Source organism: Planomonospora alba, from assembly GCF_039534085.1.
In the GTDB taxonomy this organism is placed as follows: domain Bacteria; phylum Actinomycetota; class Actinomycetes; order Streptosporangiales; family Streptosporangiaceae; genus Planomonospora_B; species Planomonospora_B alba.
Map to the genome: position 1 here is coordinate 132736 of NZ_BAAAUT010000008.1, position 26350 is coordinate 159085.

Genomic DNA, 26350 nt, shown 5'->3' on the forward strand with positions numbered 1-26350 from the left:
ATTGCGAAGATTCGGTATCGATGCCGCCCCCGGAGACCGGGCCGTCACGGGAGACCGGGCCGTCACGGGGAGGTGATGCGGGACCGGGCCGGGACCGGCGGCGGGGAAGGAGGCGCCGGCGGCGTCACGCGCGGCCGGGGTCCCGCCGCAGGGCGATGCGTTCGCGCAGCCAGTGGTAGGAGGCCTTGGGCGTGCGCCGCTGGGTGGCGAAGTCGACGTGGACCAGTCCGAAGCGCTGGTGGTAGCCCTCGGCCCACTCGAAGTTGTCCAGCAGCGACCAGACGTAGTAGCCGCGCACGTCCACCCCGTCGGCCACCGCCCGCTCCACCGCCGCGATGTGCCCGTCGAGGTAGGCGATCCGGGCGGTGTCGTCCACCACGCCGCCGGGGCCCACCTCGTCGGGCTGGGAGCAGCCGTTCTCGGTGACGTAGACCGGGGGCAGGGCCTCGCCGTACCGGGCGGCCAGTCCGGTCAGGAGCTCGTGCAGGCCGTCGGGGACGACGGGCCAGCCGAAGGCGGTGCGGGGGTATCCGGTGATCGGCACGTCGGCGAAGGGCAGGAGGTCCCCGGCCGCGGGCGCGGCGATCCGGGTGGGGTTGTAGTAGTTGACGCCCAGGCCGTCGAGCGGGGCGGAGATCAGGTCGAGGTCGCCGTCGCGGACGCAGTCGAGCGCCGTGCCGTACGCCGACAGGTCCGGGTAGGTCCCGAGCAGGACCGGGTCGTTGAACAGGCGGTTGTGCAGGACGTCGTAGGCGTCGGCGGCGGCCAGGTCGGCGGGGTCGCCGGAGGCGGGCCAGACCGGGGTGCAGTTGTTGGTGATCAACACCTGCCGGACGCCGCGCTCCCGGAGCGCGGCCACGGCCAGGCCGTGCCCGAGGAGCTGGTGGTGGGCGGCGGGCAGGGCGCCGGTGAGCAGGGCCAGGCCCGGGGCGTGCACACCGGTCGCGTAACCGTAGGCCATGTGGACGAAGGGCTCGTTGAGGGTGATCCACATCGGGATGCGGTCGGCGAGCCGGTCGGCCGCCAGGGCGGTGTAGTCCGCGAAGCGGAAGGCGGTGTCCCGGGAGAGCCAGCCGCCCGCGTCCTGGAGGGGCTGCGGCAGGTCCCAGTGGAAGAGGGTGGCCGCCGGGACGATGCCCTCGGCGAGCAGGGCGTCGGTGAGCCGGTCGTAGAAGTCCAGCCCGGCGGGGTTCGCCGGTCCCGTCCCGGCGGGCTGGACGCGGGGCCAGGCGATGGAGAAGCGGTAGGAGCCGACCCCCAGGCCGGCCAGGAGGGCGACGTCCTCGGGCCAGCGGTGGTAGTGGTCGCAGGCGGTGTCGCCGGTGTGGCCGCCGGCGACGCGGCCGGGCTCGTGGGAGAAGACGTCCCAGATGGAGGGGCCCCGGCCGTCCTCCGCGACGGCGCCCTCGATCTGGTAGGAGGCCGTCGCCGCGCCCCAGAGGAACATCTGCACCCTCCAGTGGTATGAGTGCTGCTCATGTTAGCTCGGTGAAGGGGCCGATGGGGGATGATGAGGGGATGACGAACGTCTCCGGGGGAACGCTGCGCCGCCGCCCCGCCCAGCGGCGGAGCGTGGAACGGGTCGAGCGCATGCTGGACGAGTGCGCCCGGCTGCTGGACGAGGTGGGATACGAGGCGCTGACCACCAAGGAGGTCGCGCGCCGCGCGGAGGTGCCGATCGGCACCTTCTACCAGTTCTTCCCGGACAAGCAGGGGCTGGTGCGCGCGCTCGCGCTGCGCAACCTCGAGGCGTTCCTCGACCGGGTCACCACCCGCCTCGGCGACGCCGAGCTGTCCGGCTGGACCCAGATGGTGGACCTGGCGATCGACGAGTTCGTCGCGATGAAGCGCTCCACGCCCGGCTTCGCCGTCATGGACTTCGGCGAGGTGCTGCCCACGCCGGGAGGCCCGGCGCTGCGCGGCACCGAGCGCATGCTCGACGCCGCGCTGGAGAACAACGTGGTCGTCGCCGACCGCCTCCGGGCGATCACCATCGACGTACTCGGTGCCCCGGTGGGACCGGAGCTGGACCGCGCGCTGGTCGTGGCGGTGGAGGCGGCCGACGCCGTGCTCAAGCTCGCCTTCCGGACCGCTCCGGAGGGAGACCCCGAGCTGATCGCCGAGTGCAAGCTCCTGGTCCGGCGCTACCTCGCCGGCCACCTCCCCTCCTGACCGGCGGCTCCCCGGGCGGCGGGCCCGGCGGGAACCGCCGGACGCCTCAGGAGACGGCGTCCAGCCGGGCGCGGAGCTCGCCGTCGAGCTTGACGTCCAGGGCCCCGAGCGCCTCGTCCAGCTGCTCGACGCCGCTCACGCCGACGATCGGCACCACGGCCGGGGAACCGCCGATCAGCCAGGCCAGGACGACCTGGTTCACCGTGGCGCCCACCTCGGCCGCGACCTCGCGCAGCACGGCGAGGCGGCGGTCGGTGCCCGGGTGGTCGAACGCCTCGTCGAAGGGGCGGTCCTCGCGGGTGTAGCCGCCGCTCATCAGGGTGTTGTAGGCCCACAGCGTGACGGAGGGCTCCTCGCGCAGGTAGTCGAGGGTCTCGTCGCCCGCCACCCGGTGCCCGGAGGACTGCAGCGGGGCGCCCGGGCGGGGCCGGACGTAGGAGTGGCGCAGCTGCAGGTGGGTGTAGGGGGTCCAGCCGTTCTCCCGCGCCACGTTCCGGGCCCGCTCCAGCCGCCAGACGGGGAGGTTGCTGGCGCCGACCTCGCGGACCCTGCCCTCCCGGACCAGCTCGTCGAAGGCGCCGACGGTCTCGGCCAGCGGGACCGACCGGTCCTCCATGTGCGCCCAGTACACGTCGACGTGGTCGGTCCCGAGCCTGCGGAGGCTGCCCTCGATCGCCGCCTTGATCACCGGCGCGGACAGCCCCTCGGCAGAGCCGAGCGTGCGGTCGCCCGGGACGGTCGGCCGGGCGCCGCACTTGGTGCCGACCACCATCCGGTCGCGGTTCTTGCGTGAGGCCAGCCAGCGGCCGATGGTCAGCTCGCTCTCGTCTCCGGTCGCTCCGTCGTACCAGAAGGGGTAGTTGTTCGCGGTGTCCAGCAGCGCGCCGCCCGCCTCGGCGAAGCGATCCATGATCGCGAACGCCGTCCGGTCGTCCACCGCGGTGCCGAACGGGATGGTGCCCAGGGCCAAGGGGATGTGGTGCGTCGTCATACGGCACAGCCTGGAAGCTGGAGCCCACTCCATGTCAAGCGGGGCGGTGCGGCGCGCCGCACGGCGGCCGGGAGCTTGACCTGGAGCCCGCTCCAGGTGGGATGCTGCCGGGCATGAGCACGAGTGTGTACACGCCGGGACAGGTTGCGGAGGAGACCGGGTTCAGCCTCGACACTCTGCGCTACTACGAGCGGATCGGGCTGCTGGAGCGGGTCGGCCGCAACGCCGCCGGCCAGCGGCGCTTCACCCAGCAGGACATCGGCTGGCTGGGCATGATCAGGTGCCTGCGGGACACCGGCATGCCGATCGCGGAGATGCTCCGCTTCGCGGAGCTGACCAGGGAGGGCGAGCACACCATCCGCGACCGGATCGCCCTGCTGGAGGCCCACGACCGCCGGGTGGAGGCCCAGGTCGCCAACCTGCGGGAGAAGCAGGCCGCGCTCCGCAACAAGATCGGCTACTACCGCGGCGTGATCGCCGAGACACCGTGCCCCGCCGCCGGCTGAGCCGGGCTCCCGGGGTGGGAGACGGGGGGTACGGCCGAGGCCTCACGGACCCGGGAGGCGGGTGAGGCACGCCGTACGGCGGTTTTGCCGCGGGGCGGGGGTCCCTTTCCGCGCCGGCTGCTAGACCGGTAGCCGGATCTCGGGGAGGGGCCCATGGCCGCACCGCGCGCACGGCGGATCGACATCCCGCTGCGGCACGTCGCCGTGGCATGCGGGGTGATGCTGTTCGTGCTGCTCGGCAGGGCCACCTACATCCAGGTCTTCGAGGCGGCCCGGCTCCGGGAGGACCCGCACAACCAGCGCGCGTCGACCGCGCGGTTCGACCGGCCCCGGGGGGAGATCGTGCTGCGCGACGGCACCGTCGTGGCGACCAGCCGCCCCTCCGACGGGCGCCACCGCTACCGGCGCTTCTACCCCGGCGGCCCGGTCCACGCCCCGGTCACCGGCCACCTGTCCTTCTACGGCGCCACCGGTGTCGAGCAGGCCGAGGACGCGGTGCTGTCGGGGAACGACCCGCGGGCGACGGTGCGCTCGATCATGGGCGGGACGCCGGCCCGGGCCACGGTCAGGCTCACGATCGACGGGCGGGCGCAGCGGGCGGCCTACGCGGGGCTGCGCACCACCGGCCGGCCCGGCGCCGCCGTCGCGCTCGACCCGGCCACCGGCGCGATCCTGGCCATGGCGTCCCACCCGTCCTACGACCCGAACGCCTACACGACCCCCGACCCGGCCGAGCTCGACCGGACCGACCGGCGGCTGCAGACCGACCCGCGCGGGCCGCTGCTGAACCGGGCGATCCGGCGGACCTACCCGCCCGGCTCCGTCTTCAAGATCGTGACGGCCGCCGCGGCGCTCTCCTCCGGCGGCTACCGGCCGGGCACGGAGGTCGCGGCGCCCCCCGTCCTCCGCCTGCCCGGCGCCTCCGCCCTGCTGCGCAACTTCCGCGGGTCGGCCTGCGGGAACGGCCTGCCGCCGCTGTCCTACGCGTTCAAGGTCTCCTGCAACACCCCGTTCGCGCTGCTCGGCGTCAAGCTGGGCCAGGACGCGCTGCGCGAGCAGGCCGAGGCGTTCGGGTTCAACGCCGCGGACCTCGCGATCCCCCTGCCGGTCGCGCGGAGCGTCTACCCGGCCGGGATGGACCGGGCGCAGACCGCGATGTCGGCGCTCGGCCAGTTCGACGACCGGGCCACCCCGCTCATGCTCGCGATGATCTCCGCGGCGGTCGCCGCCGACGGTGTGCTCATGCGCCCCTACCTGGTGCAGGAGGTGCGGCTCGGCGACGGCACGGTGGTCCGGGAGGCGGAGCCGTCCCGGTACAGGCGCGCGCTCGGCCGCCGCGACGCGGCCCGGCTCACCGCCATGATGACCGGCGTCACCCGGCCGGGCGGCACCGGCCGCGCCGCGGCGATCCCGGACGTCGAGGTGGCCGCCAAGACCGGGACCGCGGAGAACGCGGGCCGCGACCACGCCGTCTTCACCGGGTTCGCCCCGGCGCGGGAGCCCCGGGTGGCCGTGGCGGTCCTCGTGGAGGGCGGCGGCTCCGGAGGCCGGGTGGCGGCGCCCATCGCCAAGGAGATCATGCAGGCGGTGCTGGGCACCGGGTGAGGGGCGTCCGCGGCGCGCCTCCGCCGGGGACGGAGCCGGGAGGCGGCGGGAGAGGAGGCGAAACCGGAGGCGGGACCGGAGGGCCGGTCAGGCCGAGTAGGCCTCCGCCTGCAGGCCGTACAGCTCGGCGTAGAGGCCGCCGAGCGCCATGAGCTCGGCGTGGGTGCCCTCCTCGGTGACCTTGCCGTGGTCGAGCACGTAGATCCGGTCGGCGTAGCGCACGCTGGCCAGCCGGTGGGTGATCAGCAGGACGGTGCGGCCGCCGGCGTGCTCCCGGATGCGCTCGAAGAGCGTGTGCTCCGCCCGGGCGTCGAGGGCGGCGGTCGGCTCGTCGCAGATCAGCAGGGGCGCGTCCCGGTGGAAGCCGCGGGCGACCGCGATCCGCTGCCACTGCCCGCCTGACAGCTCCTGGCCGTCCTTGAAGCGCCGGTCCAGCAGGGTGTCGTAGCCGTGCGGCAGGCCGGCCACCACCTCGTCGGCCCCGGCCACCTCGGCCGCAGCGACCAGTGCGGGCTCGCCCTTGTCGGTGCCCATGGTGATGTTGTGCCGGGCGGTCAGCGGCCAGTGCGTGTGGTCCTGGGCGATGACCGCGATGCGCTCGCGGAGCCGGTCGGGATCGACCCGGGCCAGATCCGTCCCGTCCCAGCGGACGCGCCCGGCGTCGGGCTCGTAGAGGCCGGACAGGATCTTGGCCAGGGTGGTCTTGCCCGAGCCGTTCTCCCCGACGAGCGCGACCACCTCGCCCCGGTCCAGGTGGACCGAGACGCCCTGCAGGGCGGGGGCGTCGGAACCGGGGTAGGTGAACGTGACGTCGTCGGCGGTGATGCGACGGAACGACTCCGGGACGGGCTCGGTGCGCCCGCCGGCCAGCCGGTTCTCCGCCGCGGCGCAGAAGTCGAGGAAGTCCGTGAAGTACAGGCCCTCCTCGTACAGGCGGTTGGTGGCGTACATCAGGTTGGCGAGGTAGGTCTGGCCGGAGCGGATCGCGAGCACGGCGGTGCCCGCCACGGCCAGCGGCACCGCCCCGAGCGCCAGCAGCACGCCGAGCGCGACGTAGACCAGGGCCGTGCCCAGGCCGCCGAGCGCCTCCCCGACGATCCGGGTGACCGTCTGCCGCCGCGCCAGGTCCAGCATGACCGACTGCTCGGCCCGGGAGACCGCGTCGTACATCCGCATCAGGAAGCCGCGCATGGTGAACGAGCGCACCTCGGCCGCCGGCTCGCGCTCCGCGAGCAGCTCGGCGATGATCCACTTGCGCCGGGCCGCGGGGATCAGCCGGTACATCGTGGTGTAGCGCATGCGGGCCGCCCGGACGGCCGCCCAGGCGTCGGGCAGGACGGCCAGCACCAGCAGCGGCAGGAGCAGCGGGTGGAGCACGCCGAGCACGCCCGCCGTGGCGGCGATGCCGATCGCCGCGGTCAGCACGTTGATCGCCGTCCCGACCACCTGGTCGGCCATGGCTACGCCGCGGGCCCGGGCCCGCTGGAGCGCGTCGTGGAAGTCCGGGTCGTCGAAGGAGGCCAGCTCCACCCGGCTGGTCAGCCCGTAGAGGCGCTCCTCGGCGACCCGGCTGACCTGCGGCTCCAGCCGGGACTGCGCCCAGCCGGCGCCCGCCTGCACCAGCGCGCGCAGCGCGGCGGCCACCCCCACCAGGACCAGGCTGGGCAGGGCGGCCCTGACCCGCTCCGGGGTGGGGCCCGCCTCGAACAGGGCCGTCAGCACCCCGGTCGTGGCGAGCAGGCCGAAGGCGGTGAAGACGCCGCCGAGCAGGCTCAGCGCGATCGCGGTGACGGTGTCGCGGGGGCTGGCCAGCCATGCCAGCCGTACGGCCTGGGCGACCAGGGCGGGCAGGCGGCGGGCGATGGTGAGGAAGCCGACGCCGGCCAGCTCGCCGGCGTGCGCGTGCCAGTCGGAGAAGGTGAGCTCGCCGAGCCCGGGCACGTCGGATCCGGGGGCGCCGGCGTCCGGGGCTTCGCGGGGTGCTGGAACGGGGTCCTGTGAGGTGTCCGCCATGACCGCAGTGTGAACGGCCGGGCCGGTGGCCGCCATGGCCGAGGCTGTCCACCATCGGACACCCGGCGCGCGGGGCCCCTCGCGGGGGCCGGGTGCCGGGGCGCCGGCAGCACGGTGGCGGCGCCGCTCGTCCGCCTCCGTCCGCCCGCCTCTTGACGGGGGAGGGCGCGCGTGCGTTGATAGCCGTACTGACAACGTTGTCACGCAGCGCTGTCACCTCGGGGGAACGCGGCGCGCGGCGCCGCGGCCAGAACGCGCGGCGCCCGGCGGCGCGCGCCATAGCGATCCTCGACCCCGAAGGGACGGGAAAAGCCATGCGACGACGGTGGACGGCGGCCGTCGCGGTCACCGTGGCGGGCCTGCTCGCCCTGACCGCGTGCGGTGACGGCGGTGGCGGCGGGGCGGCGCAGAGCCCCCAGGGCGGCGCCGGCAAGCAGGTCGAGGTCTTCTCCTGGTGGACGGGACCGGGCGAGGCCGACGGCCTGAAGGCCATGAGGGAGATCTTCGAGAAGCGGAACCCCGGCCTGACGTTCTTCGACGCGGCCGTGGCCGGCGGCTCCGGGGACAAGGCCCGCGCGCTGCTCGCCACGAAGCTCCAGGCGGGCACCCCGCCGGACACCTTCCAGGGCCACGCCGGCGCCGAGCTGCAGGGCTACATCAAGGCCGGGAACCTGGAGCCGGTCGACTTCCTCTACGACGAGCTGAAGCTCCGGGAGGTCCTGCCGCCGCAGCTGGTCGAGCAGATCAGTGTGGACGGCAAGATCTACTCGGTGCCGGTGAACATCCACCGGTCCAACGTCATGTGGTTCAACCCGGCGGTGCTGAAGGAGGCGGGCGTCGGCACGGTGCCCGCGACGATCGAGGAGTTCGTCGCGGCGCTGGAGAAGGTCAAGGCGACGGGCAGGATCCCGCTCGCGCTCGGCTCGGAGTGGACGGCCGTGCACCTGCTGGAGAGCGTGCTGCTCGGCTCGCTCGGCACGCGGGCCTACAACGCCCTGTGGAGCGCGGACGCGGACTGGTCCGGCCCGGCGATGACCAAGGCGCTGAACGCGTACAAGACGATCCTGTCCTACGCCACCGACCCGCAGGACGACTGGCAGCCCGCCGCCAAGCAGGTGGCCGACGGCCAGGCGGCGTTCACCATCATGGGCGACTGGGCCTACGGCTACTTCCACAACCCGCCCGACGGAGGGCTCGGCAAGACCTCCAAGACCGACTTCGACTGGGCGCCCGCGCCCGGCACCGCCGGCACGTTCATGTGGCTGTCGGACAGCTTCACCCTGCCCAGGGGCGCGCCCAACCGGGACGGGGCGATCGCCTGGCTCAAGGTGGCCGCGAGCAAGGAGGGCCAGGACGCCTTCAACCCGAAGAAGGGCTCGATCCCGGCCCGCAAGGACGCCGACACCTCGCTCTACACCGACTACCTCGCCGACGCGCTGAAGGACTGGGGGAGCAACGAGCTGGCCGGCTCCATCCAGCACGGCGTCACGGTCAACGACGCCTGGCGCGCCGCGATCAACGAGGCGGTCGGCCTGTTCCAGCAGTCCCAGGACGTCGCCGCGTTCCAGGCCGCGCTGGCCGACGCGGCGAAGAACTCCGGCCAATGACGTCCCTGGACGTCCGCGCGCGGCCCGCGGCCCGGACGCTCCGGCGCCCGGCCCGCCGACCGGCGCCCGCGGGACACGCCGGCCGGGCCGGGGCGGGACGGGCCGCACCGGAGGAGGGCCGGGCCGTACCGGAGGAGCGGACGGCCCCCGCCGCCGGGGCGCGGGGCGGGGCACCCGCCCGTGGTGCCCGGTGACGCGCGTGCGCGGATGGCTGCCCGGGCTGCTGCTGGTGGCGCCGTCGATCGCGGCGATCGCGGTCTTCGTGTACGGCATGCTCGGCTGGAACTTCCGGCTGGCGATGACCGACAAGCACGACGAGGTGTCCGAGGGGGGCTTCGTCGGGCTGGAGAACTTCACCGGGCTCTGGGAGCAGCAGCGCTGGCACCTGTCGGTGAACCACGCGCTCGTCTTCACGGCGGTGTTCGTGGGCGGCGCGCTGGTGCTGGGCTGGCTGCTGGCGTTCCTGATGGAGCGGGGGATCAGGGGCGAGGGCACCTTCCGGGCGATCTACCTGTTCCCGATGGCGATCTCGTTCGTGGCGACCGGGGTCGTCTGGCGCTGGCTGATGAACTCCAGCACCGGGGAGCGGGCGGTCGGGCTGAACCGGCTCCTCGACGGCCTGGGGCTGGAGTTCCTGCAGTGGCAGTGGTTCCGGGACCCGGACTGGGGGATGGCGGCCATGGCCGTCCCGGCGGTCTGGCAGATGTCCGGCTACGTCATGGCGCTGTTCCTGGCGGGGTTCCGCGGCATCCCGGAGGAGCTGCGCGAGGCCGCGCGGGTGGACGGCTGCACCGAGTGGGGCGTCTACCGGCACGTCGTGCTCCCGCTGCTCCGCCCCGTCACCCTCTCCGCGCTGATCATCCTCGGCCACATCTCGCTGAAGGCCTTCGACCTGATCGTCGCGGTCTCCGGCAAGCAGATCATCACCGACGTGCCCGCGGTGTTCATGTGGGTCGCCGTCTTCGACGCGCACGACCCGGCCAAGGGCGCCACCATCGCGGCCTACATCGTGATCGCGGTGAGCGTCTTCGTCGTCCCCTACCTGGTCTGGTCGCTGCGGAAGGAGAGGCGGGCATGACGGCTGCCGCCGCACCGGCGCGCGAGCGCGGGGCCGGGGAGGCAGGGGCGCGGGCCGCGCGCCGGGCGAGGCGGGGCCGCGCGGCCCGGCTGGCGCTGCTCGTCGCCTTCGTCGTCGTCTTCCTGATCCCGGTCTACGTGCTGCTGGTCACCAGCTTCAAACCGCTGACCGAGGCGGACCCGGGGCGGGCCTGGGCGCTGCCGGAGACGTGGACGGCCGAACCGTGGCGGGTGGCGTGGGAGAAGCTCGCGCCGGGCGTCTGGAACAGCGTGCTGCTGGCCGTACCCGGGGCGCTGATCTCGGCGGCGCTCGGATCCATGAACGGCTACGTGCTGTCGAAATGGCGCTTCCCCGGCGCGGACGTGGTGTTCACGCTGTTCCTGTTCGGGATGTTCATCCCCTACCAGGGCGTCATGATCCCCCTGGTCCAGCTCCTGGTGGGCCTCAACGAGCTCACCGGGCTGAACGGCGTCTTCTACGGCGGCATCCCCGGACTGGTGCTGGCGCACGTGGTCTACGGCATCCCGATCTGCACGCTGATCTTCCGCAACTACTACGTCACCATCCCCGACGAGCTCGTCGAGGCCGCCCGGGTGGACGGGGCCGGGATGCTGCGGACCTACCGGTCGGTGGTGCTGCCGCTGTCCGGCCCGGCCTTCGCCGTGGTGGTCATCTGGCAGTTCACCGCGCTGTGGAACGACTTCCTGTTCGCCGTCTTCCTGACCGGGCCGCAGAGCTGGCCCACCACGGTGATGCTGAACAACATCGCCGGGGCGCAGACCGTCCCCTACAGCCAGCAGATGGCCGCCGCGCTGCTCGCCTCCGTCCCCACCATGGTCGTCTACGTGCTGCTCGGCCGGTTCTTCATGCGCGGCCTGATGGCCGGGGCGCTGAAGGGCTGAACCGCGGCGGACGCATAGCCGCCGCGGACCGGGGCATCTCCCGACGAGGGGCGTTTTCGGGGTGAGGCGATGGCCTGCGTTCTGGTCGTAGAGGACGATGTCGATCTCCAGTTCGTGATCGACCTGCTGCTCAAGCGGGCCGGGCACGAGGTGACCATGGCCGGCCACGGCCGGGCCGCCCTGGAGGCGGCCGCCCGGCGCATGCCCGACGCGGTGGTCCTCGACTGGATGATGCCGGGCATGTCCGGTCCGGAGGTCTGCCGCAGACTGCGGGCGATGCCCGGCGGCGACCGGGTGGGGGTGCTGATGCTGACGGTCAGGGTGGAACCGGACGACCGGGAGGAGGCGCTCCGGGCCGGCGTCGACGACTACATGGTCAAGCCCTTCGAGCACGAGGAGTTCATGCGGCGGCTCGGGGAGATGCTGGAGCACGTGGCGCGCGCCCGCCCCCGGGCCTGACCGCGGCCCGGACGCCGGCCCCGGGGCGGACGTCACGGCGGCAGCTCGCCCGAGCCGCGCGGGACGAGGCGGGTCGGGAGCTCGATCCGCTCGGCGGGACCGGTCTCCCCGGCCAGCCGCCGGAACAGCAGCTCGGCGGCGGTCCGGCCGAGCCCGGCGGGATCCTGGGCGACCACGGTCACGCCGGGCGTCAGCAGGTCGGCCAGCTCGAAGTCGTCGAACCCGACGAGGGGCGGGCGGCGGCCGGCGCGCAGCACCGCCACGGTGACGCGGCCGTTGCCGGTGAACACCGCCGTGGGCGGGTCGGGCGCGGCGAGCATGCGCTCCAGCGCGGCGCCCGCCTCCTCCGGAGGGCCCAGCGCGACCAGCGACTCGTCGGCGGGCAGGCCCGCCTCGGCGAGCGCCCGGCGGTAGCCGCGCAGGCGCTCGTCGGCGGTGAAGATGCCCCTGCGGTCACCGAGGAAGGCGATCCGGCGGTGGCCGTGGCCGATCAGGTGGGCCACCCCGGTGCGCGCCCCGCCGACGTTGTCGCAGAGCACGGTGTCCGCCTCCAGCCCGCCGGGCCGGTCGGCGAAGACGGCGGCGACGCCCGCGTCGAGCTCGGGCCGCAGGTAGTCGTGGCCGGAACCGGCAGGCACGATGATCAGCCCGTCCACCCGGCGCGCGCAGAAGGCGAGCACGAGCTCCCGCTCGCGCCGCGGGTCCTCCCCGGACGAGCCGCTGAGCACCAGCGAGCCGTGCCGGAGCGCCACGTCCTCGACCGCCCGGCTGATCTCCGAGTAGAACGGGTCGGCGACGTCCTCGATCACCAGGCCGACGGTCGCGGTCCGGCCCCGGCGGAGCACCCGGGCGCTCTCGTTGCGCCGGTAGCCGAGCCGTTCGATGGCGGCGGCGACCCGCTCGCCCGTCTCCGGGCTGACCCCGGGCTCCCCGTTGACCACCCTGGAGACCGTCTTCAGCGCCACCCCGGCCGCCGCGGCGACGTCCTTCATGGTGGGACGTCCCCGGATGCTGTCTGCCACGGCTCCGATCATCGCGCAGGCGGGGCCTGCGGACAACGTTGTCAACGGGTGCCGGGGCGGGCGGCCTCCGCCCGCGCCCCACCCGCCTGTCAGCGGTCCTCCCTGCTGTGCTCCACCGCGCGGTCGACGAAGACGCCGGCCGACCCCAGGGAGCGCGCCGGGTCGAGCGCGGCGTCCAGCTCCCGCTCGGTCAGGCCCGTCCGCGGGTCGGCGAGCAGCACCTCCCGCAGGGGGCGGCGCTCGGCGGAGGCCCGCGCGCAGGCGGCGTCCACCAGCTCGCGGGCCTGCGGCGTGCCGCCGAGCCGCGCCACGACGTTCTCGGCCAGCGGCAGGCCCAGGGTCAGTTCGAGGTTGGCGCGCATCCGCGCGGCGTCCACGGTCAGGCCCTCCAGGACCTCGCGGAGCCAGGAGGCGGCGCTGCCGGTCAGGCGGAGCAGCTCGCCCACCGTCTCCCACTCGGCCTGCCAGGGCCCGGCGGCGCGCTCGTGCTCGGTGAGCATGCCGTCCAGCACGGAGGCCACCAGCCCAGGGACGCGCTGCACGCAGGCCAGCGCGCTGACCGCGCCGACCGGGTTGCGCTTGTGCGGCATCGCGCTGGAGCCCCCGCGGCCGGGGGCCGACGGCTCGGCGGCCTCGCCGACCTCGGTCTGGGCCAGCAGCTTCACATCGGTCGCGATCTTGCCGAGGGCCCCGGCGGTGACGCCCAGCGCGCACGCCAGCTCGGCGACCGGGGTGCGGTCGGCGTGCCAGGGCACGACCGGCGCGGCGAGCTCCAGCGCGGCCGCGAGCCGGGGCGGCACCTCGTGGCCGCGCCCGCCGAGGACCGAGAGCGTGCCCGCGGCCCCGCCGTACTGGACGGGCAGGCGGAGCGCGGCCAGCCGGGCGTGCGAGCGGTGCAGCGCGGTGAGCCAGCCGGCCGCCTTCAGCCCGAAGGTGACCGGTACGGCCTGCTGCAGGAGGGTGCGCCCGGCCATGACGGTGTCGCGGTGCCGTCCGGCGAGGCCGGCGCAGGCGTCGGCCCCGGCGCGCAGGTCGTCCAGGAGCGGTGCGAGGGCCCGCCTGGCCAGCAGCATCATCGCGGTGTCGTTGACGTCCTGGCTGGTCGCGCCGTGGTGCACGTACCGGCGCAGGCCGGCGGGGAGCCGCTCGCGCAGGGCGGCGACCAGGGGGACGACCGGGTTCGCGGTCCGCGCGGTCCGGTGCCCGATCTCGGCCAGGTCGAACAGCTCCGGATCGCAGGCGGCACCGATCGCCTCGGCGGCCGCGTCCGGGACGAGGCCGAGCTCCGCCTGGGCGCGGGCCAGCGCCGCCTCCACGTCCAGCATCGCGGCCAGCCAGGCCGCGTCCGTCACCTCGGCCGCGGCCCCGCCCCGGGAGAACACCTGCGAGAACAGCCCGTCCAGCCCCGGCACCATCACCCCCGCCTTCCGTTCGCGACATCTCCAGCGTGCCACGGGGCCCTGCCGCCCCGTGACGTCCGGGTCGGGCGGCCGAGCCCGCCGGGACACGGCGGCCGGGCCGTCGCGCCCCCGCCGCGGCGGCCCCCGCGTGAGAAGATCCTCTCGGCGGCCGCCGCCGTGGAACGTGTACGAAAGCAGGGCGATGTCCGAGCACCGAGTCCGTCTGTCGTGGTTCCTGCTGCTCGGCGGGGTCGTGCTCGCCTCGCTCAACCTGCGCCCCGCCCTGGCCGGGATCTCGCCGGTGCTCGACGAGATCATGGACGATCTCGGGCTCAGCCCGGCCGGGGGAGGGGCGATCACCACGGTCATGGTGGTCTGCCTCGGCGTGCTGGCCCCGCTCGCCCCGGTGCTGGCCCGCCGGTTCGGCCTGGACCGCACGCTGTCGGCCGGGCTGCTCGTGCTGGCCGCCGGGGTGCTGCTGCGCAGCGCCGGGAGCGTTCCCGCGCTGTACGCGGGCGCGGCCGTGGCCGGCACCGCCATCGCGATCATGAACGTGGTGATGCCGGGCATCGTCAAGCAGCACTTCCCCGAGCGCGTCGGCCTGGTCACCGGCCTCTACGTCTCCGCCCTGGTGCTCGGCGCCGCCGCGGGCGCCGGGCTGACGGTCCCGCTGGAGCACGCCACCGGGTACGGCTGGCGCGGGGCGACCGCGCTGGCCGCCCTCCCCGCCGTGGCTGCGGCCCTGCTCTGGCTGCCCCAGGCGCTGCGTCCCCCGGCGGGCGGCCCGGCGGCGCCCCGGCCGTTCCGCGCGCTGCTGCGCGCCCCGGCGACGTGGTCCGTGACCGTTTTCATGGGGCTGCAGTCGCTGACCTTCTACATCACCCTCGCCTGGCTGCCGACGATCTTCCGGGAGGCGGGGATCCCCGCGGAGCAGGCCGGCTACCTGCTGAGCCTGTCCAACCTCGTCCAGATCGCGGTCACGCTCGCCGTGCCCCTGCACGCCGGGAGGGCGCGCTCGCAGGTGTCGCACGTGACGGCCGCGGCCCTGCTCACCGCGGCCGGGTACGCCGGGGTGCTGCTGGCCCCCGCCACCGCCCCGTGGCTGTGGGTGACCCTCCTCGGCCTCGGTCAGGGCGCCTCGATCGCGCTGGCCCTGCTGATCATCACGCTGCGGGCCCCCGATCCGGCGTCGGTGACCGCGCTCTCCGCCGTCGCCCAGTCGGCCGGGTACGTGCTGGCGGCGCTCGGCCCGTTCCTGGTCGGCGTGCTGCGCGAGGTCTCGGGCGGCTGGACGGTGCCGCTGCTGGCCGGGCTCGGCGCGTGCGCGCTCCAGCTCGCCGCGGGCCTCTTCGCCGGCCGTCCGGCGCCCGCCGGGAGACCGGACCCCGTCCCGGACCGGAGCGCGTGACGCTCCCGACACCGGGGCGTGCGGTGCCCGTCGCGCGCCGGGCACCCGGTGGTCACCTGGGCTCCCTACGGTCCTGCCATGATCCGTAGGTTCCTGGCGGTGGCGCTGACCGTCCTCGTGACCGGTACCGTCACCGTTGTGCTGCACCGACCCGAACCCGCCGCCGCCGACCGCCGCGGCGAGAGGCCCATCGTCATCGGCCACCGGGGCGCGAGCGCCCACCGGCCCGAGCACACCCTGCTCTCCTACGAGGCCGCGATCGCGCTGGGCGCCGACTACATCGAGCCCGACCTCGTCTCCACCAAGGACGGGGTGCTCGTGGCGCGCCACGAGAACGAGATCTCCGGCACCACCGACGTGGCGCACCGTCCGGAGTTCGCCGACCGGCGCACCACCAAGACCATCGACGGGCGGCCGGTGACCGGCTGGTTCACCGAGGACTTCACCCTCGCCGAGCTGAAGACCCTCCGGGCGGTGGAGCGCGTGCCCGACCTGCGCCCGGACAACACGGCCTTCGACGGGATGGCGGAGATCCCGACCTTCGAGGAGGTCGTGCGGCTGGCCAAGCGGCACGGGGTCGGCGTCTACCCCGAGACCAAGCACCCCACCTACTTCGATTCGATCGGGCTCTCCCTGGAGGAGCCGCTCCTGGCGGTCCTGCGCGAGCACGGCTGGGACGGGCGGCGCGCCCCCGTCTTCATCCAGTCCTTCGAGACGGCCAACCTGCGCGACCTGCGCAAGAAGACCCGGCTCCCGCTCATCCAGCTGATCAGCGCGAGCGGTGCGCCGTACGACCGGACCGCCGCCGGGGATCCGCTCACCTACGACGACATGGTCACGCGCGAGGGCCTGCGCGAGGTCGCACGGTACGCCGACGGCGTCGGCGTGGACACCCGGCGGATCGTGCCCACCGGCCCCGACGGCCGCCTCCTGGAGCCCACGACCCTGATCGGCGACGCCCACCGCGCCCGCCTCGCGGTCCACACCTGGACCGTGCGGAACGAGAACTCCCAGCTCCCGGTGGACTTCCGGCTGGGAAATCCGGCCAGCCCGGCCTACGCGCGCGCCACGGGTGACGTGATGGGCTGGCTGGAGAAGCTCTACCGGCTCGGCCTGGACGGCGTCTTCGCGGACGACCCGGGGGTCGCCCGGGCCGTCCGGGAGCGGGTGTTCTGACGCTTCGGTGAGACGCCCCCGGGAGCGTTTCCCGGAGCCGGCGTACGGGGGCCCGGTCCGGCGGACCGGGCCCTCAGTCGTCGCGGCCCAGCACCAGGTCGAGCAGCCAGCTCACCACGCCGACGATGATCGCGCCCCAGAAGGCGGCCCAGAAGCCGTCCACGTGGAAGGGCAGGTCGACCCGGTCGGCGATCCAGCTCGTGAGCAGGAGCAGCCCGGCGTTCACGACGAGCGCGAACAGGCCGAGCGTGAGGACGTAGAAGGCGCAGCCGACGGTCTTGATGATCGGCTTGAGCACCGCGTTGACGAGACCGAAGATCAGGGCGACCGCGATCAGCGTGCCGACGGTCTCGACGGTCGTGCCCCCGGAGACGGAGATGCCCGCCACGAGCTGGGTGGCCACCCAGAGGGAGGCCGCCACGATGAGGACTTTGATGATTAGCTTCACGTTCGGGGATCCTCGCACGCTTGTCGGATGGCCGATAGGTCCGATGGCCCGTAGATCTTCGCGGTGACGGGCATACCCCGACCCTAGACACTCCGGGGCCCGTCGTGGCGGAATGCGTGTGCGATCTCCGGCCCGCGGGCGCGCGGCAGGGGGCGTTGACCTCCGTCCGGCCGCGCGTTGACCATTCGATCAGTGGCGAACACGCATGATCACCCACATCCGGGGGCAGATGGGGCATAAAGGGGGTGGGATCGGTGGAGACGGACGAGCTGGAGGCGCTGTCGGCCAAGGAGCTCCACGACCGCGCCGTGGGATACGCGGTGCACCACGGCGACCTGGGCTTCCTGTGGGAGCTGCTCAAGATGATCCCGCCGGCCGAGGCGGCCAGCGGGAACGGCGAGGAGACGACCAACGATCTCACCCGGGTCTCGGCCCTGCTCAGCGACGCCATGGTGTCGGGCGAGGGGGAGCTCGGCGAGGCCCTGCGGCCCTTCTACATCGACTACCTGTCCAAGCACCCGGACGCCTGACCGCCGGGACGCCCGAGATGCCCGGCCGCCCGGTGCCCCGCTCCGCCGGGCCGGCGGCTTCGGTAGGGTGATCGGCAGGCGAGGAGAGAGGGCGGAGCGATGGCATCGGTGCACGTGGAGCGGACCGAGGACGGCTATCTCGCGCGCAACGGCCGCGGAGCCGAGGTCGCCATGGGCGGCGGTGACGAGCAGGGGGTGTTCACCCCGGTCGAGCTGCTGCTGGCCGCGCTCGGCGGATGCAACATCGTCACCGTGGAGCCCCTCACCGCCCAGCGCGGCCACCGGCTGGTCCGCCTGGCGATGACCGTCAGCGGGGAGAAGACCGCGCCGACGAAGCTGGGACCGATCACCATCACCTACGACGTCGAGCTGCCCGAGGGCGACGAGAAGGCCGGTGAGGTCTTCCGCGCGGTCGCGCGCCGCGTCGAGGAGAACCACTGCACGGTGAGCAACGCCCTGCGCGGCCAGACCGAGATCATCCTGGAGCTGCCCGGGTGACGCCCTCCGGCGGTCCCGTCGCCGGGGCATTGTCCGGGCTATACCGGGTCACTCCGGGTGTAGGGGCAAAAGCAACCTGTGTATGACTTTCTCCTTGCCATCCCCCCGCTACTGTGGAAGCAGGTCGACAGATCCGCGAGGCAGCGGGCGACCGCAGAGGCTTTTACCGGATAAGGACGCGGGGGGATCGCGTCCGTGCGCGGAGCCGTCGGTGTCTTGGGGGAGGCACCGGCAGGGCCCGCCAGGTGAAGACGGGGCCGGACAGTTGGGGGAACTGTCCGGCCCCGCACCTGTCTCCGGGGACTTCCGGAGGGGCCCGGTCTGCGTGGATGTGCGTTGTCCTCCGTAGGACTGGTACAGTTTTCCCATCGCAAGCGCCGCTAGCTCAGTTGGTTAGAGCAGCTGACTCTTAATCAGCGGGTCCGGGGTTCGAGTCCCTGGCGGCGCACCGATGGAAGACCCGGGCCGGCCTCGTCGGCCCGGGTCTCTTCTTTTCCGCGGAGCTCCTCCAGACGCCGCCGCGGCCACCGGGCCCGTCAGCCCATGGTCTTCGCGCCGTCCAGCGCCTCCCGGATGATGTCGGCATGACCGGCGTGCTGGGAGATCTCGGCGATGACGTGCAGCAGCACCCGGCGCACCGACCAGGAGGCGCCCGGCTCGAACCACGGGGCCTGCGGGAGCGGATGGGAGGCGTCCAGGTCCAGGGTCGCCACCAGCTCGTCGGTCCGGCGGGCCGTCCGCCCGTAGGCGTCGATCAGGCCCGCCAGTGTCTCGCCCTCCTCCATGCGGAACTCGGCTGCCCAGTCGACGGGCTCGCTCCGCATCGCCGCGGCCCCGCCGACCATGAACCGCGCCCACCGCGTCTCGACGCCGGTCACGTGCTTGATGATCCCGCCCAGGCAGAGCTCGCTCACGGTGGTGCGCAGCGCGGCCTGTTCGTCGGTCAGGCCCGCGACCGTCTGGAGCAGGAAGCCCCTGTGCCTGTCCAGCGTCTGCAGCAGGTCGGCCCGCTCGCCGGTCGCGGTCTTCTCGTGAGTGGTCATGTCGGCTGCCTTCCGTGGGTCTGCACGCGGTCCGTCGGATCCACGATAAAGATCGGCACCGACATCCCCTGATCACGGGCGCGCGGCCCGGAGGCTCCGGAGCGGCCGGTGGGCCGCTCCGTCAATGATCTCGGCAGGGCGGGATATATAGGCCCTGAGAGGTGGTGACCGGTATGGAAGACAGCGAATCGGCCATCCTGCGGGTCCCTCCGGGCAACGACCCGGAGGTCGGCCGGCTGGACAACACCGTCATGGACGTTCCGCAGGGGTCGGACATCTACCAGATGCCGTACCAGGGCGGGCCGCTCTACTTCAAGCGCACGACCGAGCGGGTCGAGTGGCAGGGCGAGGAGCCGCTGCCGGTCTTCGTCTACGTCGGCGACACCCCGCCGGGCGTGTGACCCGGCCGCCCCCGGCGGGGCCGGGACGGCGGCGCCCACCCCGCAGGCCGGGTCAGGACGGGGAAGCCGGGGGGCGCTCGGCGGGTGGTCGGGGGAGCGTGCCACGATGGCCGCCTGCCGCGATCACCGCAGTGCCGAGGAGGCCCCCCGATGCGCATCGACCGCCTTGACCACCTGGTGCTGACCGTCACCGACATCGAGGCGACGGTCGACTTCTACGGCCGCGTGCTCGGCATGGAGCCGGTCACGTTCGGCGAGGGACGGCGGGCGCTGGCCTTCGGCCGGTCGAAGATCAATCTGCACCGGGCGGGCCGGGAGTTCGAGCCGAAGGCGGCGCACGCCGTCCCGGGCAGTGCCGACCTCTGCCTGATCAGCGCCGATCCTCTGGAGCAGGTCGTGGCCGAGCTGGCGCGGCACGGTGTGGAGATCGAGGAGGGCCCGGTGCGCCGTACCGGGGCGCTGGGGCCGATCGAGAGCGTCTACCTGCGCGACCCCGACCGCAACCTCATCGAGATCAGCGTCTATCCCGGGACCCCGTGACCCGGACCCCGCGACCCGTGCCCGTGACCCGGTGGAGCGGGCGGCGCGCCGGTACGCCGCCCGGCGTCCCGGGAACCCCGCAACCGGTGATTCCGGCGAAACGGAAGTGGCTAGGTGGGCGGGGGTGTAGTTTTCCTCCTCACCGAAGGTGGTCGGTCGACCGCAGACCGCTTCTATCGTGGAGGTCCGCCATGTCCGTGTACGGCCGGGACGAGGAGACGTGGGAGCGGCTCGTCGAAGCGGGTCTGGAGTTCCTGACCGACCTGGCGCGCCGAGGGGGCGTGACGTCGTACACCGACCTCAACCTCGCCGTGGCGCGCCGGACCGGCACCGCCGGGTTCGACTTCAGCCGGGCCGACGAGCGCGCCGCGATGGGGCACCTGCTGGGACGGATCGTGGAGCGGAGCATGCCGGCCACCGGTCTCATGCTCTCGGCGCTGGTGCGCTATCTCGACCAGAACGACGCGGGTCCCGGCTTCTACGCGCTGGCGGGCCAGTACGGGCTCGTGCCGCCGGGGCTGCCGCCCCAGGCGAGGTGGGAGTTCTGGGTCAAGCACGTCACGGCGGTCCACGAGCACTACTCCCGCGCGGAGAGCGCCTCCGCCGGCTGACCCCGGCGCCCGGCGGCCGTCAGCCGAGGCCGAAGCGCTCGTCCAGGCGGGTGACGCGCAGCAGCCTGGCGGCGTTGCACGGGACGCCGGCCGGCCGGAGGCGGCCGCCGAGATGGCGGGCCCACGCCGGGGTCTGGAAGACCGGTCGCCTCACCGAGAAGCGCGAGCTGCGCGGCGCCGCGAAGCTGCACGTGACGGTGACGCCCACGGCCTCGGAGGGCACGCTCTTCGCCCACCTCTACGACGTCGACCGGCTCGGCGTCGCGAAACTGATCACGCACACGCCGTACGGCTTCGCGGACCGGCAGGCCGGGCGGCCGTTCGCCGCGGACGTGACCTTCCAGAGCACCGCCTACGGCGTGCCCGCCGGGCACCGCCTGGCCCTGGCCGTGGACACCGTCGATGCGGTCCACAAGGAGAACGACCCGGCGTCCGCCAAGGTCACGTTCTCCTCCAGGAGGCCGACCGGGCGGTCCGGCGCATCGGCTACGACTTCCGCAGGACGGGGATGACGGCCGCCACCGCGGCCGGTGTCCGCTCCGCGGTCACCCCGTCCCCGGCCGGTGGGCCGGGGGCGCTATCCGATCGTCGCGGTCAGGCCCTCGTCTCCGCGGCCGTCCGCGATGAGCTCTTCGATCCTGGCCGCGGCCTCCGGCAGCCCGCCGTCGCCGAGACGCAGCCCGCTCCGCAGCCCGATGAGGCGGCGGACGACCGCGAGGTGCTCGGTGAGGCGGGCGGGACCCGCGGGGTAGTCGGCTTCCAGCAGCTCGGAGACGGTGCCGGGAACCCCCGCGACCACGTGGCCGAGCTGGACGCCCGCCGTGCGGGCGAACCCGGCGACGTCGACGCCGGCCTCCCGGACGGTCTCGAGGGCGCGCAGCAGGCCGAGCTGGGCGTCGTACCAGACGCCGAAGAGGGCGAGGTCCCAGACCGCCGCCGCCTCCGGCGCCTCCCCGACGAAGCGCGGCCCGCCCAGCAGCCGGAGGGTCGCGGCGTGTTCCTCGAACGCGGGCCGGTGGCCGCTGTACAGGATGGTCGCCGCGCCGGCGCCGATCGTCTCGGGTGAGGCCTGGACGCCCGCGTCCAGGTAGTGCGCTCCCAGGGCCGCGACCCGCCGGGCGGCCGACCGCGCGTCGTCGGGGGTCCCGGTGCACATCGCGACGACGGTCCGCCCGGACAGGTCCGTGTCCAGCGCGGCGAGGCACTGCCGTACCGCCGCGTGGTCGGTGAGGGTGAGCAGGACCAGGTCGCCGGCCGCCACCGCGTCCCCGATCGACGCCGCAGGCAGCGCCCCCTCGTCCACCAGCCGGGCCGAACGGCTGGCGGTGCGGTTCCACACCGCCACCTCGCACCCGCCGGCGAGCAGGCGGCGCGCCACCGCGCCGCCGATGGCCCCCGTGCCGACCACCGCGACCCTGGGCGCCGGCTTTGCGATCTCCGTCATGGTGGTGATCCTCGGACATCGACCATGCTTGAGGTCAAGGCGGCGCCTCGGGCGCCGCGGTGGCCCGAACCGTCCGGGACGGGTCCCCGGCGACGGGACCGGCGCGGGGCGCGATCGGCACGCCGTTCATCGTGGAAAAGGCGCTGTGGAGCGGTATCCGACTGTTCGGCGGATGAAAGTTTCATCCGGACCTGCGCTTTCGTGATGTGCCGGTTATGCTCCAGGCCGGTCGGTGTCGATCTGCGAGCTGCGGTGGAGGCGGCCATGGGCGAGGGGACCCGGAGCTTGAACTGGACGCACGAGGACCCGGACTACCTCCCGCCGGAGATCGACACGAGCAGGCCCAGCATCGCCCGGGTCTACGACGCGTTCCTGGGCGGCAAGGACAACTTCGCGGTGGACCGCGCCGTCGCCCTGGAGGGGATGAAGCACTTCCCCGACGGCGGCGAGGGGGCGCGGCAGAACCGCGCGATGCTCTTCCGCGGCGTGAAGTTCATGGCCGAGCAGGGCATCGACCAGTTCCTCGACATCGGCTCGGGCCTGCCCACGATGGACAACACCCATTCCGTCGCCCAACGGGTCAACCCGGACGCCAGGGTCGTCTACGTCGACAACGACCCCATCGTGCTGGCCCACGCCCGGGCGCTCCTGCGGACCGACGAGAAGACCCGGGTGCTCACCGCCGACATGCGGGAGCCGGAGAAGATCTTCAATCATCCGGAGGTCGAGGGCTTCCTGGACTTCTCCCGCCCGATCGGCCTGCTGCTGGTGGCCGTGGTCCACCACCTGGGCGACGACGAGGGCCCGGAGGGGCTGGTGGACGCCTACAAGGCGAGGATGGCTCCGGGAAGCTACCTGCAGCTGACGCACTTCTGCTCGTGCGCCCCCGAGGTGCGGGCCCTGGAGGGGGTCCTGCTGACGATGCTGGGCACCGGCCGGGCCCGGGACATGTCGGAGATCGTGCGCTTCTTCGACGGGCTGGAGCCGGTCGAGCCGGGCGTGGTGCACGTGCCGGAATGGCGGCCGGAGCGGCCCGTCACCTACCCGCTGGGCCTGGGCGGGATCTGCATCGCCGGCGGGGTGGCGCGCAAGCCGTGACGGCGGCCGGTACCGGCCGTACCGGGCCGTGGCGGCGGCCCGGGAAGGCGGTTCAGCCGCCACCGCCACCGTCGCCGCCTCCCCCGGAGCCGGGGTCGTAGGTGCCGCCCATGCCGCTGTTGTCCGGGCCGTCCCAGATGACGGGGCCGCCGTCCGCGCGGGGCCCGTGGCGCCGCCGACGGGCGCGCCGGTTGTCCAGGAGGTGGACGGGCAGCATGACGGCGAGCAGCCCGATGACGAGCGCCCCGATGATCACGAATTCGACAGAGGGCATGAGACAGACCTCCACGGTGGGATCGCACGGTCCACGTCCTGTGCCGGGTGAGACGCTCCCGCTCCGCGGAAGGTTCGCCGGGGAGGATCCGCCCGCGGCGCCCGCGCCCGCCGTCCGGGCAGGCGCGGGAGGCGCAAGCCCGGGGCTTCAGCCCGGGATCGCCGACCGCACGGCTCTGGCGACCGCGTCGGTGACCGGGAGCAGGCCTGCCAGGGCCCGCTCCTCCGGCAGCGGGACGGACTCCGGAGAGTTCATCTCCGTGCCGCGGGGGCGGTCGGACGCCCAGTAGGCGATCTCGGCCACGGTGCCGCCGGAGAGCACGACGGCGCGGGCCACCCCCGCGTGCGCGGTGGCGTTCCGGTTCCGGCGGTACTGGCGGAAGGCCCGGTCGCCGAGTTCCGGCATCTCGGTGGCCTGCCCGTAGGAGGAGCCCTCGTGCTCGCCGCCCGCGCGCCGGCGCGCCTCGGCGAGGGCGTCGGCGTAGTGCCGCGCGGCCGCCTCCGGGTCCGGGCTCCCGGCACGGGTGTGGAAGGTCGTCAGGCCGACGAAGACGTTGCGCAGCCGCAGTCCTCCGGCGGTCCGGATGCCGGTGTTCTGCCACCAGCAGCTGTGGACCGTCCGGTCGTGATGCCGCACGCGCTCGGCCCGGGTGTTCGCCCGGGGGACCAGCCGCTCGGCCGACGGCGCCACGGCGGCGCAGGTCCGCGGGAAGGCGACCGGCACCGGGGTGGGCGTCCCGGAAGGGCTCCCGGCCGGCGGCCCCGTGGGCGCCGCCGCGGGTGTGCCGGTGGGCGCCGCCGCGGAGGGGACGGCGGACGGGCGGGCGTACGGCCTGCCCCGCCGCCAGGCCGCGACGGACTCCGAGACCTGGGCGAGCAGGAGCCGGGTCTCCCGCAGCATCTCCCGCCTGGGCGGCAGCGGGGCCTCCGCGGAGGAGGCGGAACCCTTCAGGGGATACCTGGTGACGGTGTAGGCCACCGTGACGATGACGTCTGCGACCCTGCTGACGCCGGTGCCTCCGGCGGAGGAGCCGCCGTTCCGGGTGTACTGGACGTACGCCTCGTCGCCGATCCCGGCGATCTCGACGCCGGGGGAGGTGCGGACGTTCCCGATCGGGGTGCCGGACGCGGCCCGGGTGGCCCGCAGGCGGCTGTCGTAGCCGACCTCGGCGTAGGCCGCGGAGGTCAGCCGCTCCAGGGGCTTGAACCGGACGACGTCGACGTCGATGCGCGCGCCCTCGGTGTACTCCCCGGCGGGACGGTCGGAGCCGTCCCAGTGGCAGCGCCAGGAGGTGGACCTGTCGTCGTCATGGCTGCGACGCGAGCTGTCGGCCTCCGGGACGAGGCGGTCCAGGTCGCCCTCGCCGACCATGACGCAGACGTCGGGGCCGGCGGAGGAGGCGGCCGGGGTGTGCCGTGCGGAGGCCGGCGCGGCCGGGGCGGGGGTCCGGGGGGCGGGTCCGGCCGACAGGTGGGCGAGGAGGCCGCCGGTGACGGCCAGCGCCGCCGCCCCCGCCACCACGGGGGCCAGCAGGCGCCGGCGGGCCGTACCGGGCGGCCGGCCCGGAGGGCCGGCCATCCCTACCCGATCCCCGACTTCTGGAAGGACGCGACGATCGCCTCGGTGACCGGGACGAGGCCCGCGATGACCTCCTTCTGCGGCATGAGGACGGACTTGGGGGAGTTGATCTCGGTGCCCTTGGGCCGGTCGGCGCCGCCGTAGGAGACCTCGATCACGGTCGGTCCGACGAGCACGGCGGCGTCGGCGACGCCGGCGTGCGCGCTCGGGGTCCGGTTCTTCCGGTACTGGTAGAACGCCCGCTCGCCCAGCCCCTTGGGCTCGGTCACCTTGTACCAGAAGATCCCCTGGAGCCCGCTGCCCTCCCACTCCTTGGCGTCGGCCCGCTTGTCGATGTAGTACTGCTTGGCCGCCCAGGCGTCCTCGGTTCCCGCGCGGTTGACGAAGGTGATGAAGCTGACGAAGACACTCCGCATCCGCAGGCCGTTCCCGTGCGGGATCTCCCGGTTGTTCCACCGGCAGGTGACGGTCGTCCGGTCGGCCTCCTGCGTCCGCTCGGACTTGAGCGCCGCGCCGGGGACCAGCGGCTCGGCGACCGGGGTCACCTGGGCGCAGGTCGCCGGGAAGTCGATCGGCACCGGCGTGGGCGTGCCGGAGGGCGTCGGCGTCGGCTTCGGGGTCGAACGGGCGTACGGCTTGCCCTGCCGCCAGGCCGCGACCGACTCGGCCGCCTGCTTGAGCAGGAGCTCGACCTCCCGCAGCGCGTTCTGCTCGGTGATGAACTGGCGGCCCTTGGTGCTGAGGACGGGCACGTCCTTGGGCTGCTGGCTGGCCTGGTACTCCAGTTCGATGATCACGTCGCCGACGCGGCTGAATCCCGCGCCGAAGGCGTATCCGCTCTCACCCTTGGACCAGGTGTACTGCGCGTGCGCCTCGTCACCGGCACCGGCGAGCTTGCGGACGGGGGAGTAGTAGACCTTCTTGTCGGGGTGGGCCTCCCTGTACTGGGACGACTGGAGCTCGAAGCCGTAGTTCCGCCGGGTGACGGTGTCGGCGGTCTCGGTCCCCTCCCCCTCGTGCTGAGTGATCTTGACGCTGAGCTGGCGGCTCCGGCGGTACTCGCCGTAGGAGTAGTCGAGATTGCTCCAGCTGCAGTTCCAGGTGATGTAGGCGGGCGACGACGAGCGGTTGTCCGAGGTGGAGTCGCTCACCTGCGCCTGCGGCACGAGGCGGTCGAGCTCGACCTGGTCGATCACCGCGCACGGGTTGATGGGACCGGAGGGGGACTTCGCGACCGGGGTGGCCGGTGCCGCGGAGGCGGAGGCGGAGGCGGTGACGGGGGCCTTCCCGGCGGTCTTGCTCACCACCAGGTAGGCGCCTCCACCGGCGACGAGGGCGAGCGCGGCCACGCCCGCCACGGGCAGCAGCCAGCCCCGCCGCGGCGCCGGAGACGGAACGGTCGGCCCCCACCCGGCCGGAGCGGTGGGCGGCTGGGGACCGCCGGAGCCCATGTGAGGCTGAGGGCCGCCGGGGCCCGCGGGCCACTGGGGGCCGCCGGGGCCCATGGGCGGGTGGGCGCCGCCGGGGCCCGCGGGCCACTGGGGGC

Annotated in this window: 26 protein-coding genes, 1 tRNA gene and 1 pseudogene; 17 read left to right on the plus strand and 11 right to left on the minus strand. The window is 74.0% G+C overall.

The features are described 5' to 3' along the window. Positions 1-124 precede the first annotated feature (124 nt). Positions 125-1447, minus strand: a complete 1323-nt coding sequence (locus ABD823_RS06915) for a GH1 family beta-glucosidase (protein WP_344857085.1) — start codon at positions 1445-1447, stop codon at positions 125-127. A gap of 71 nt (positions 1448-1518) precedes the next feature. Between ABD823_RS06915 and ABD823_RS06920 the strand changes: the two genes are divergently transcribed. Next, positions 1519-2172, plus strand: coding sequence for a TetR/AcrR family transcriptional regulator (locus ABD823_RS06920; RefSeq protein WP_344857046.1), 654 nt, complete (start codon positions 1519-1521; stop codon positions 2170-2172). A 46-nt stretch (positions 2173-2218) separates the two neighbouring features. On the opposite strand, the gene ABD823_RS06925 is transcribed toward ABD823_RS06920, so the two are convergent. Beyond that, entirely contained in the window at positions 2219-3163 is a 945-nt protein-coding gene (locus ABD823_RS06925; RefSeq protein ID WP_344857047.1) for an aldo/keto reductase, read from the minus strand. Between the two features lie 113 nt (positions 3164-3276). Between ABD823_RS06925 and ABD823_RS06930 the strand changes: the two genes are divergently transcribed. Beyond that, a complete protein-coding gene (locus ABD823_RS06930; RefSeq protein ID WP_344857048.1) occupies positions 3277-3669 on the plus strand; it encodes a MerR family transcriptional regulator in 393 nt (130 codons plus the stop codon). Between the two features lie 153 nt (positions 3670-3822). After that, complete coding sequence (locus ABD823_RS06935) at positions 3823-5274, plus strand: peptidoglycan D,D-transpeptidase FtsI family protein (protein ID WP_344857050.1); 1452 nt, start codon at positions 3823-3825, stop codon at positions 5272-5274. An 87-nt stretch (positions 5275-5361) separates the two neighbouring features. Here the strand turns inward: ABD823_RS06935 and ABD823_RS06940 are convergent, their stop codons facing one another. Continuing rightward, positions 5362-7287, minus strand: coding sequence for an ABC transporter ATP-binding protein (locus tag ABD823_RS06940; RefSeq protein WP_344857051.1), 1926 nt, complete (start codon positions 7285-7287; stop codon positions 5362-5364). A 314-nt stretch (positions 7288-7601) separates the two neighbouring features. Between ABD823_RS06940 and ABD823_RS06945 the strand changes: the two genes are divergently transcribed. The 4 genes from ABD823_RS06945 to ABD823_RS06960 all read left to right on the plus strand — a co-directional run bounded on the left by ABD823_RS06945 (position 7602) and on the right by ABD823_RS06960 (position 11333). After that, the gene (locus ABD823_RS06945; RefSeq protein WP_344857052.1) at positions 7602-8894 is read left to right on the plus strand and encodes an ABC transporter substrate-binding protein; all 1293 of its coding nucleotides are present in this window, start codon (positions 7602-7604) and stop codon (positions 8892-8894) included. Between the two features lie 190 nt (positions 8895-9084). Beyond that, a complete protein-coding gene (locus ABD823_RS06950; protein WP_425566573.1) occupies positions 9085-9972 on the plus strand; it encodes a carbohydrate ABC transporter permease in 888 nt (295 codons plus the stop codon). Further along, positions 9969-10874 (plus strand): carbohydrate ABC transporter permease, encoded by a 906-nt coding sequence (locus ABD823_RS06955; RefSeq protein ID WP_344857055.1) that lies wholly within the window; start codon positions 9969-9971, stop codon positions 10872-10874. The genes ABD823_RS06950 and ABD823_RS06955 overlap by 4 nt, the downstream gene beginning before the upstream one ends. A 69-nt stretch (positions 10875-10943) precedes the next feature. Beyond that, complete coding sequence (locus tag ABD823_RS06960) at positions 10944-11333, plus strand: response regulator transcription factor (protein ID WP_344857057.1); 390 nt, start codon at positions 10944-10946, stop codon at positions 11331-11333. Positions 11334-11365: 32 nt separating this feature from the next. Here ABD823_RS06960 and ABD823_RS06965 read toward each other — a convergent pair whose 3' ends face one another. Both ABD823_RS06965 and pcaB read right to left on the minus strand, forming a co-directional pair. Then, on the minus strand, positions 11366-12355 hold the full coding sequence (locus tag ABD823_RS06965; protein ID WP_425566574.1) for a LacI family DNA-binding transcriptional regulator: 990 nt from the start codon (positions 12353-12355) through the stop codon (positions 11366-11368). Positions 12356-12444: 89 nt separating this feature from the next. Then, the gene (pcaB, locus tag ABD823_RS06970) at positions 12445-13770 is read right to left on the minus strand and encodes a 3-carboxy-cis,cis-muconate cycloisomerase (RefSeq protein ID WP_344857058.1); all 1326 of its coding nucleotides are present in this window, start codon (positions 13768-13770) and stop codon (positions 12445-12447) included. 187 nt (positions 13771-13957) lie between these two features. On the opposite strand from pcaB, the gene ABD823_RS06975 reads away from it, so the two are divergent. Together ABD823_RS06975 and ABD823_RS06980 are read left to right on the plus strand one after the other, a co-directional pair. After that, entirely contained in the window at positions 13958-15163 is a 1206-nt protein-coding gene (locus ABD823_RS06975; RefSeq protein WP_344857060.1) for a CynX/NimT family MFS transporter, read from the plus strand. Positions 15164-15241: 78 nt separating this feature from the next. Next, positions 15242-16339: a glycerophosphodiester phosphodiesterase gene (locus tag ABD823_RS06980; RefSeq protein ID WP_344857061.1), complete on the plus strand. Its 1098-nt coding sequence runs from the start codon at positions 15242-15244 to the stop codon at positions 16337-16339. 73 nt (positions 16340-16412) lie between these two features. On the opposite strand, the gene ABD823_RS06985 is transcribed toward ABD823_RS06980, so the two are convergent. Beyond that, the gene (locus tag ABD823_RS06985; protein WP_344857062.1) at positions 16413-16787 is read right to left on the minus strand and encodes a phage holin family protein; all 375 of its coding nucleotides are present in this window, start codon (positions 16785-16787) and stop codon (positions 16413-16415) included. 254 nt (positions 16788-17041) lie between these two features. On the opposite strand from ABD823_RS06985, the gene ABD823_RS06990 reads away from it, so the two are divergent. The 3 genes from ABD823_RS06990 to ABD823_RS07000 all read left to right on the plus strand — a co-directional run bounded on the left by ABD823_RS06990 (position 17042) and on the right by ABD823_RS07000 (position 18263). Next, the gene (locus ABD823_RS06990; protein ID WP_344857063.1) at positions 17042-17317 is read left to right on the plus strand and encodes a hypothetical protein; all 276 of its coding nucleotides are present in this window, start codon (positions 17042-17044) and stop codon (positions 17315-17317) included. 99 nt (positions 17318-17416) lie between these two features. Beyond that, positions 17417-17815, plus strand: a complete 399-nt coding sequence (locus ABD823_RS06995; protein WP_344857065.1) for an OsmC family protein — start codon at positions 17417-17419, stop codon at positions 17813-17815. A gap of 374 nt (positions 17816-18189) precedes the next feature. Continuing rightward, positions 18190-18263 (plus strand) — tRNA-Lys (locus ABD823_RS07000). Positions 18264-18351: 88 nt separating this feature from the next. Here the strand turns inward: ABD823_RS07000 and ABD823_RS07005 are convergent. Then, positions 18352-18858, minus strand: a complete 507-nt coding sequence (locus ABD823_RS07005) for a DinB family protein (RefSeq protein WP_344857066.1) — start codon at positions 18856-18858, stop codon at positions 18352-18354. Between the two features lie 173 nt (positions 18859-19031). Between ABD823_RS07005 and ABD823_RS07010 the strand changes: the two genes are divergently transcribed. The 4 genes from ABD823_RS07010 to ABD823_RS07025 all read left to right on the plus strand — a co-directional run bounded on the left by ABD823_RS07010 (position 19032) and on the right by ABD823_RS07025 (position 20922). Then, positions 19032-19259: a hypothetical protein gene (locus tag ABD823_RS07010; protein WP_344857068.1), complete on the plus strand. Its 228-nt coding sequence runs from the start codon at positions 19032-19034 to the stop codon at positions 19257-19259. A 150-nt stretch (positions 19260-19409) separates the two neighbouring features. Continuing rightward, on the plus strand, positions 19410-19799 hold the full coding sequence (locus ABD823_RS07015) for a VOC family protein (protein ID WP_344857069.1): 390 nt from the start codon (positions 19410-19412) through the stop codon (positions 19797-19799). Positions 19800-19990: 191 nt separating this feature from the next. Further along, the gene (locus ABD823_RS07020) at positions 19991-20410 is read left to right on the plus strand and encodes a hypothetical protein (RefSeq protein ID WP_344857071.1); all 420 of its coding nucleotides are present in this window, start codon (positions 19991-19993) and stop codon (positions 20408-20410) included. A gap of 50 nt (positions 20411-20460) precedes the next feature. After that, complete coding sequence (locus tag ABD823_RS07025; protein WP_425566575.1) at positions 20461-20922, plus strand: CocE/NonD family hydrolase C-terminal non-catalytic domain-containing protein; 462 nt, start codon at positions 20461-20463, stop codon at positions 20920-20922. A 65-nt stretch (positions 20923-20987) separates the two neighbouring features. Here ABD823_RS07025 and ABD823_RS07030 read toward each other — a convergent pair whose 3' ends face one another. Next, positions 20988-21854, minus strand: a complete 867-nt coding sequence (locus ABD823_RS07030; RefSeq protein WP_344857074.1) for an NAD(P)-dependent oxidoreductase — start codon at positions 21852-21854, stop codon at positions 20988-20990. Between the two features lie 264 nt (positions 21855-22118). Here ABD823_RS07030 and ABD823_RS07035 point away from each other — a divergent pair, with 264 nt between their 5' ends. Then, entirely contained in the window at positions 22119-22952 is an 834-nt protein-coding gene (locus ABD823_RS07035; protein ID WP_344857075.1) for an SAM-dependent methyltransferase, read from the plus strand. 52 nt (positions 22953-23004) lie between these two features. On the opposite strand, the gene ABD823_RS07040 is transcribed toward ABD823_RS07035, so the two are convergent. The 3 genes and pseudogenes from ABD823_RS07040 to ABD823_RS07050 form a co-directional block, all read right to left on the minus strand. Continuing rightward, complete coding sequence (locus ABD823_RS07040) at positions 23005-23226, minus strand: hypothetical protein (RefSeq protein WP_344857076.1); 222 nt, start codon at positions 23224-23226, stop codon at positions 23005-23007. A gap of 147 nt (positions 23227-23373) precedes the next feature. After that, a complete protein-coding gene (locus ABD823_RS07045) occupies positions 23374-24804 on the minus strand; it encodes a hypothetical protein (protein ID WP_344857078.1) in 1431 nt (476 codons plus the stop codon). A 2-nt stretch (positions 24805-24806) separates the two neighbouring features. Then, a pseudogene (locus tag ABD823_RS07050) lies at positions 24807-26350 on the minus strand (hypothetical protein); the annotation flags it as partial.

Bases quoted from the DNA above. Each gene is read 5' to 3' on its own strand.
- ABD823_RS06975 (WP_344857060.1), top strand. From the start codon at position 13,958: ATGTCCGAGCACCGAGTCCGTCTGTCGTGGTTCCTGCTGCTCGGCGGG.
- ABD823_RS06930 (WP_344857048.1), top strand. From the start codon at position 3,277: ATGAGCACGAGTGTGTACACGCCGGGACAGGTTGCGGAGGAGACCGGG.
- ABD823_RS06915 (WP_344857085.1), bottom strand. From the start codon at position 1,447: ATGTTCCTCTGGGGCGCGGCGACGGCCTCCTACCAGATCGAGGGCGCC.
- ABD823_RS07015 (WP_344857069.1), top strand. From the start codon at position 19,410: ATGCGCATCGACCGCCTTGACCACCTGGTGCTGACCGTCACCGACATC.
- pcaB (WP_344857058.1), bottom strand. From the start codon at position 13,770: ATGGTGCCGGGGCTGGACGGGCTGTTCTCGCAGGTGTTCTCCCGGGGC.
- ABD823_RS07035 (WP_344857075.1), top strand. From the start codon at position 22,119: ATGGGCGAGGGGACCCGGAGCTTGAACTGGACGCACGAGGACCCGGAC.
- ABD823_RS06920 (WP_344857046.1), top strand. From the start codon at position 1,519: ATGACGAACGTCTCCGGGGGAACGCTGCGCCGCCGCCCCGCCCAGCGG.
- ABD823_RS06980 (WP_344857061.1), top strand. From the start codon at position 15,242: ATGATCCGTAGGTTCCTGGCGGTGGCGCTGACCGTCCTCGTGACCGGT.
- ABD823_RS06955 (WP_344857055.1), top strand. From the start codon at position 9,969: ATGACGGCTGCCGCCGCACCGGCGCGCGAGCGCGGGGCCGGGGAGGCA.
- ABD823_RS07020 (WP_344857071.1), top strand. From the start codon at position 19,991: ATGTCCGTGTACGGCCGGGACGAGGAGACGTGGGAGCGGCTCGTCGAA.
- ABD823_RS06935 (WP_344857050.1), top strand. From the start codon at position 3,823: ATGGCCGCACCGCGCGCACGGCGGATCGACATCCCGCTGCGGCACGTC.
- ABD823_RS06960 (WP_344857057.1), top strand. From the start codon at position 10,944: ATGGCCTGCGTTCTGGTCGTAGAGGACGATGTCGATCTCCAGTTCGTG.
- ABD823_RS06995 (WP_344857065.1), top strand. From the start codon at position 17,417: ATGGCATCGGTGCACGTGGAGCGGACCGAGGACGGCTATCTCGCGCGC.
- ABD823_RS07005 (WP_344857066.1), bottom strand. From the start codon at position 18,858: ATGACCACTCACGAGAAGACCGCGACCGGCGAGCGGGCCGACCTGCTG.
- ABD823_RS07030 (WP_344857074.1), bottom strand. From the start codon at position 21,854: ATGACGGAGATCGCAAAGCCGGCGCCCAGGGTCGCGGTGGTCGGCACG.
- ABD823_RS07040 (WP_344857076.1), bottom strand. From the start codon at position 23,226: ATGCCCTCTGTCGAATTCGTGATCATCGGGGCGCTCGTCATCGGGCTG.
- ABD823_RS07010 (WP_344857068.1), top strand. From the start codon at position 19,032: ATGGAAGACAGCGAATCGGCCATCCTGCGGGTCCCTCCGGGCAACGAC.
- ABD823_RS06925 (WP_344857047.1), bottom strand. From the start codon at position 3,163: ATGACGACGCACCACATCCCCTTGGCCCTGGGCACCATCCCGTTCGGC.
- ABD823_RS06940 (WP_344857051.1), bottom strand. From the start codon at position 7,287: ATGGCGGACACCTCACAGGACCCCGTTCCAGCACCCCGCGAAGCCCCG.
- ABD823_RS07045 (WP_344857078.1), bottom strand. From the start codon at position 24,804: ATGGCCGGCCCTCCGGGCCGGCCGCCCGGTACGGCCCGCCGGCGCCTG.
- ABD823_RS06945 (WP_344857052.1), top strand. From the start codon at position 7,602: ATGCGACGACGGTGGACGGCGGCCGTCGCGGTCACCGTGGCGGGCCTG.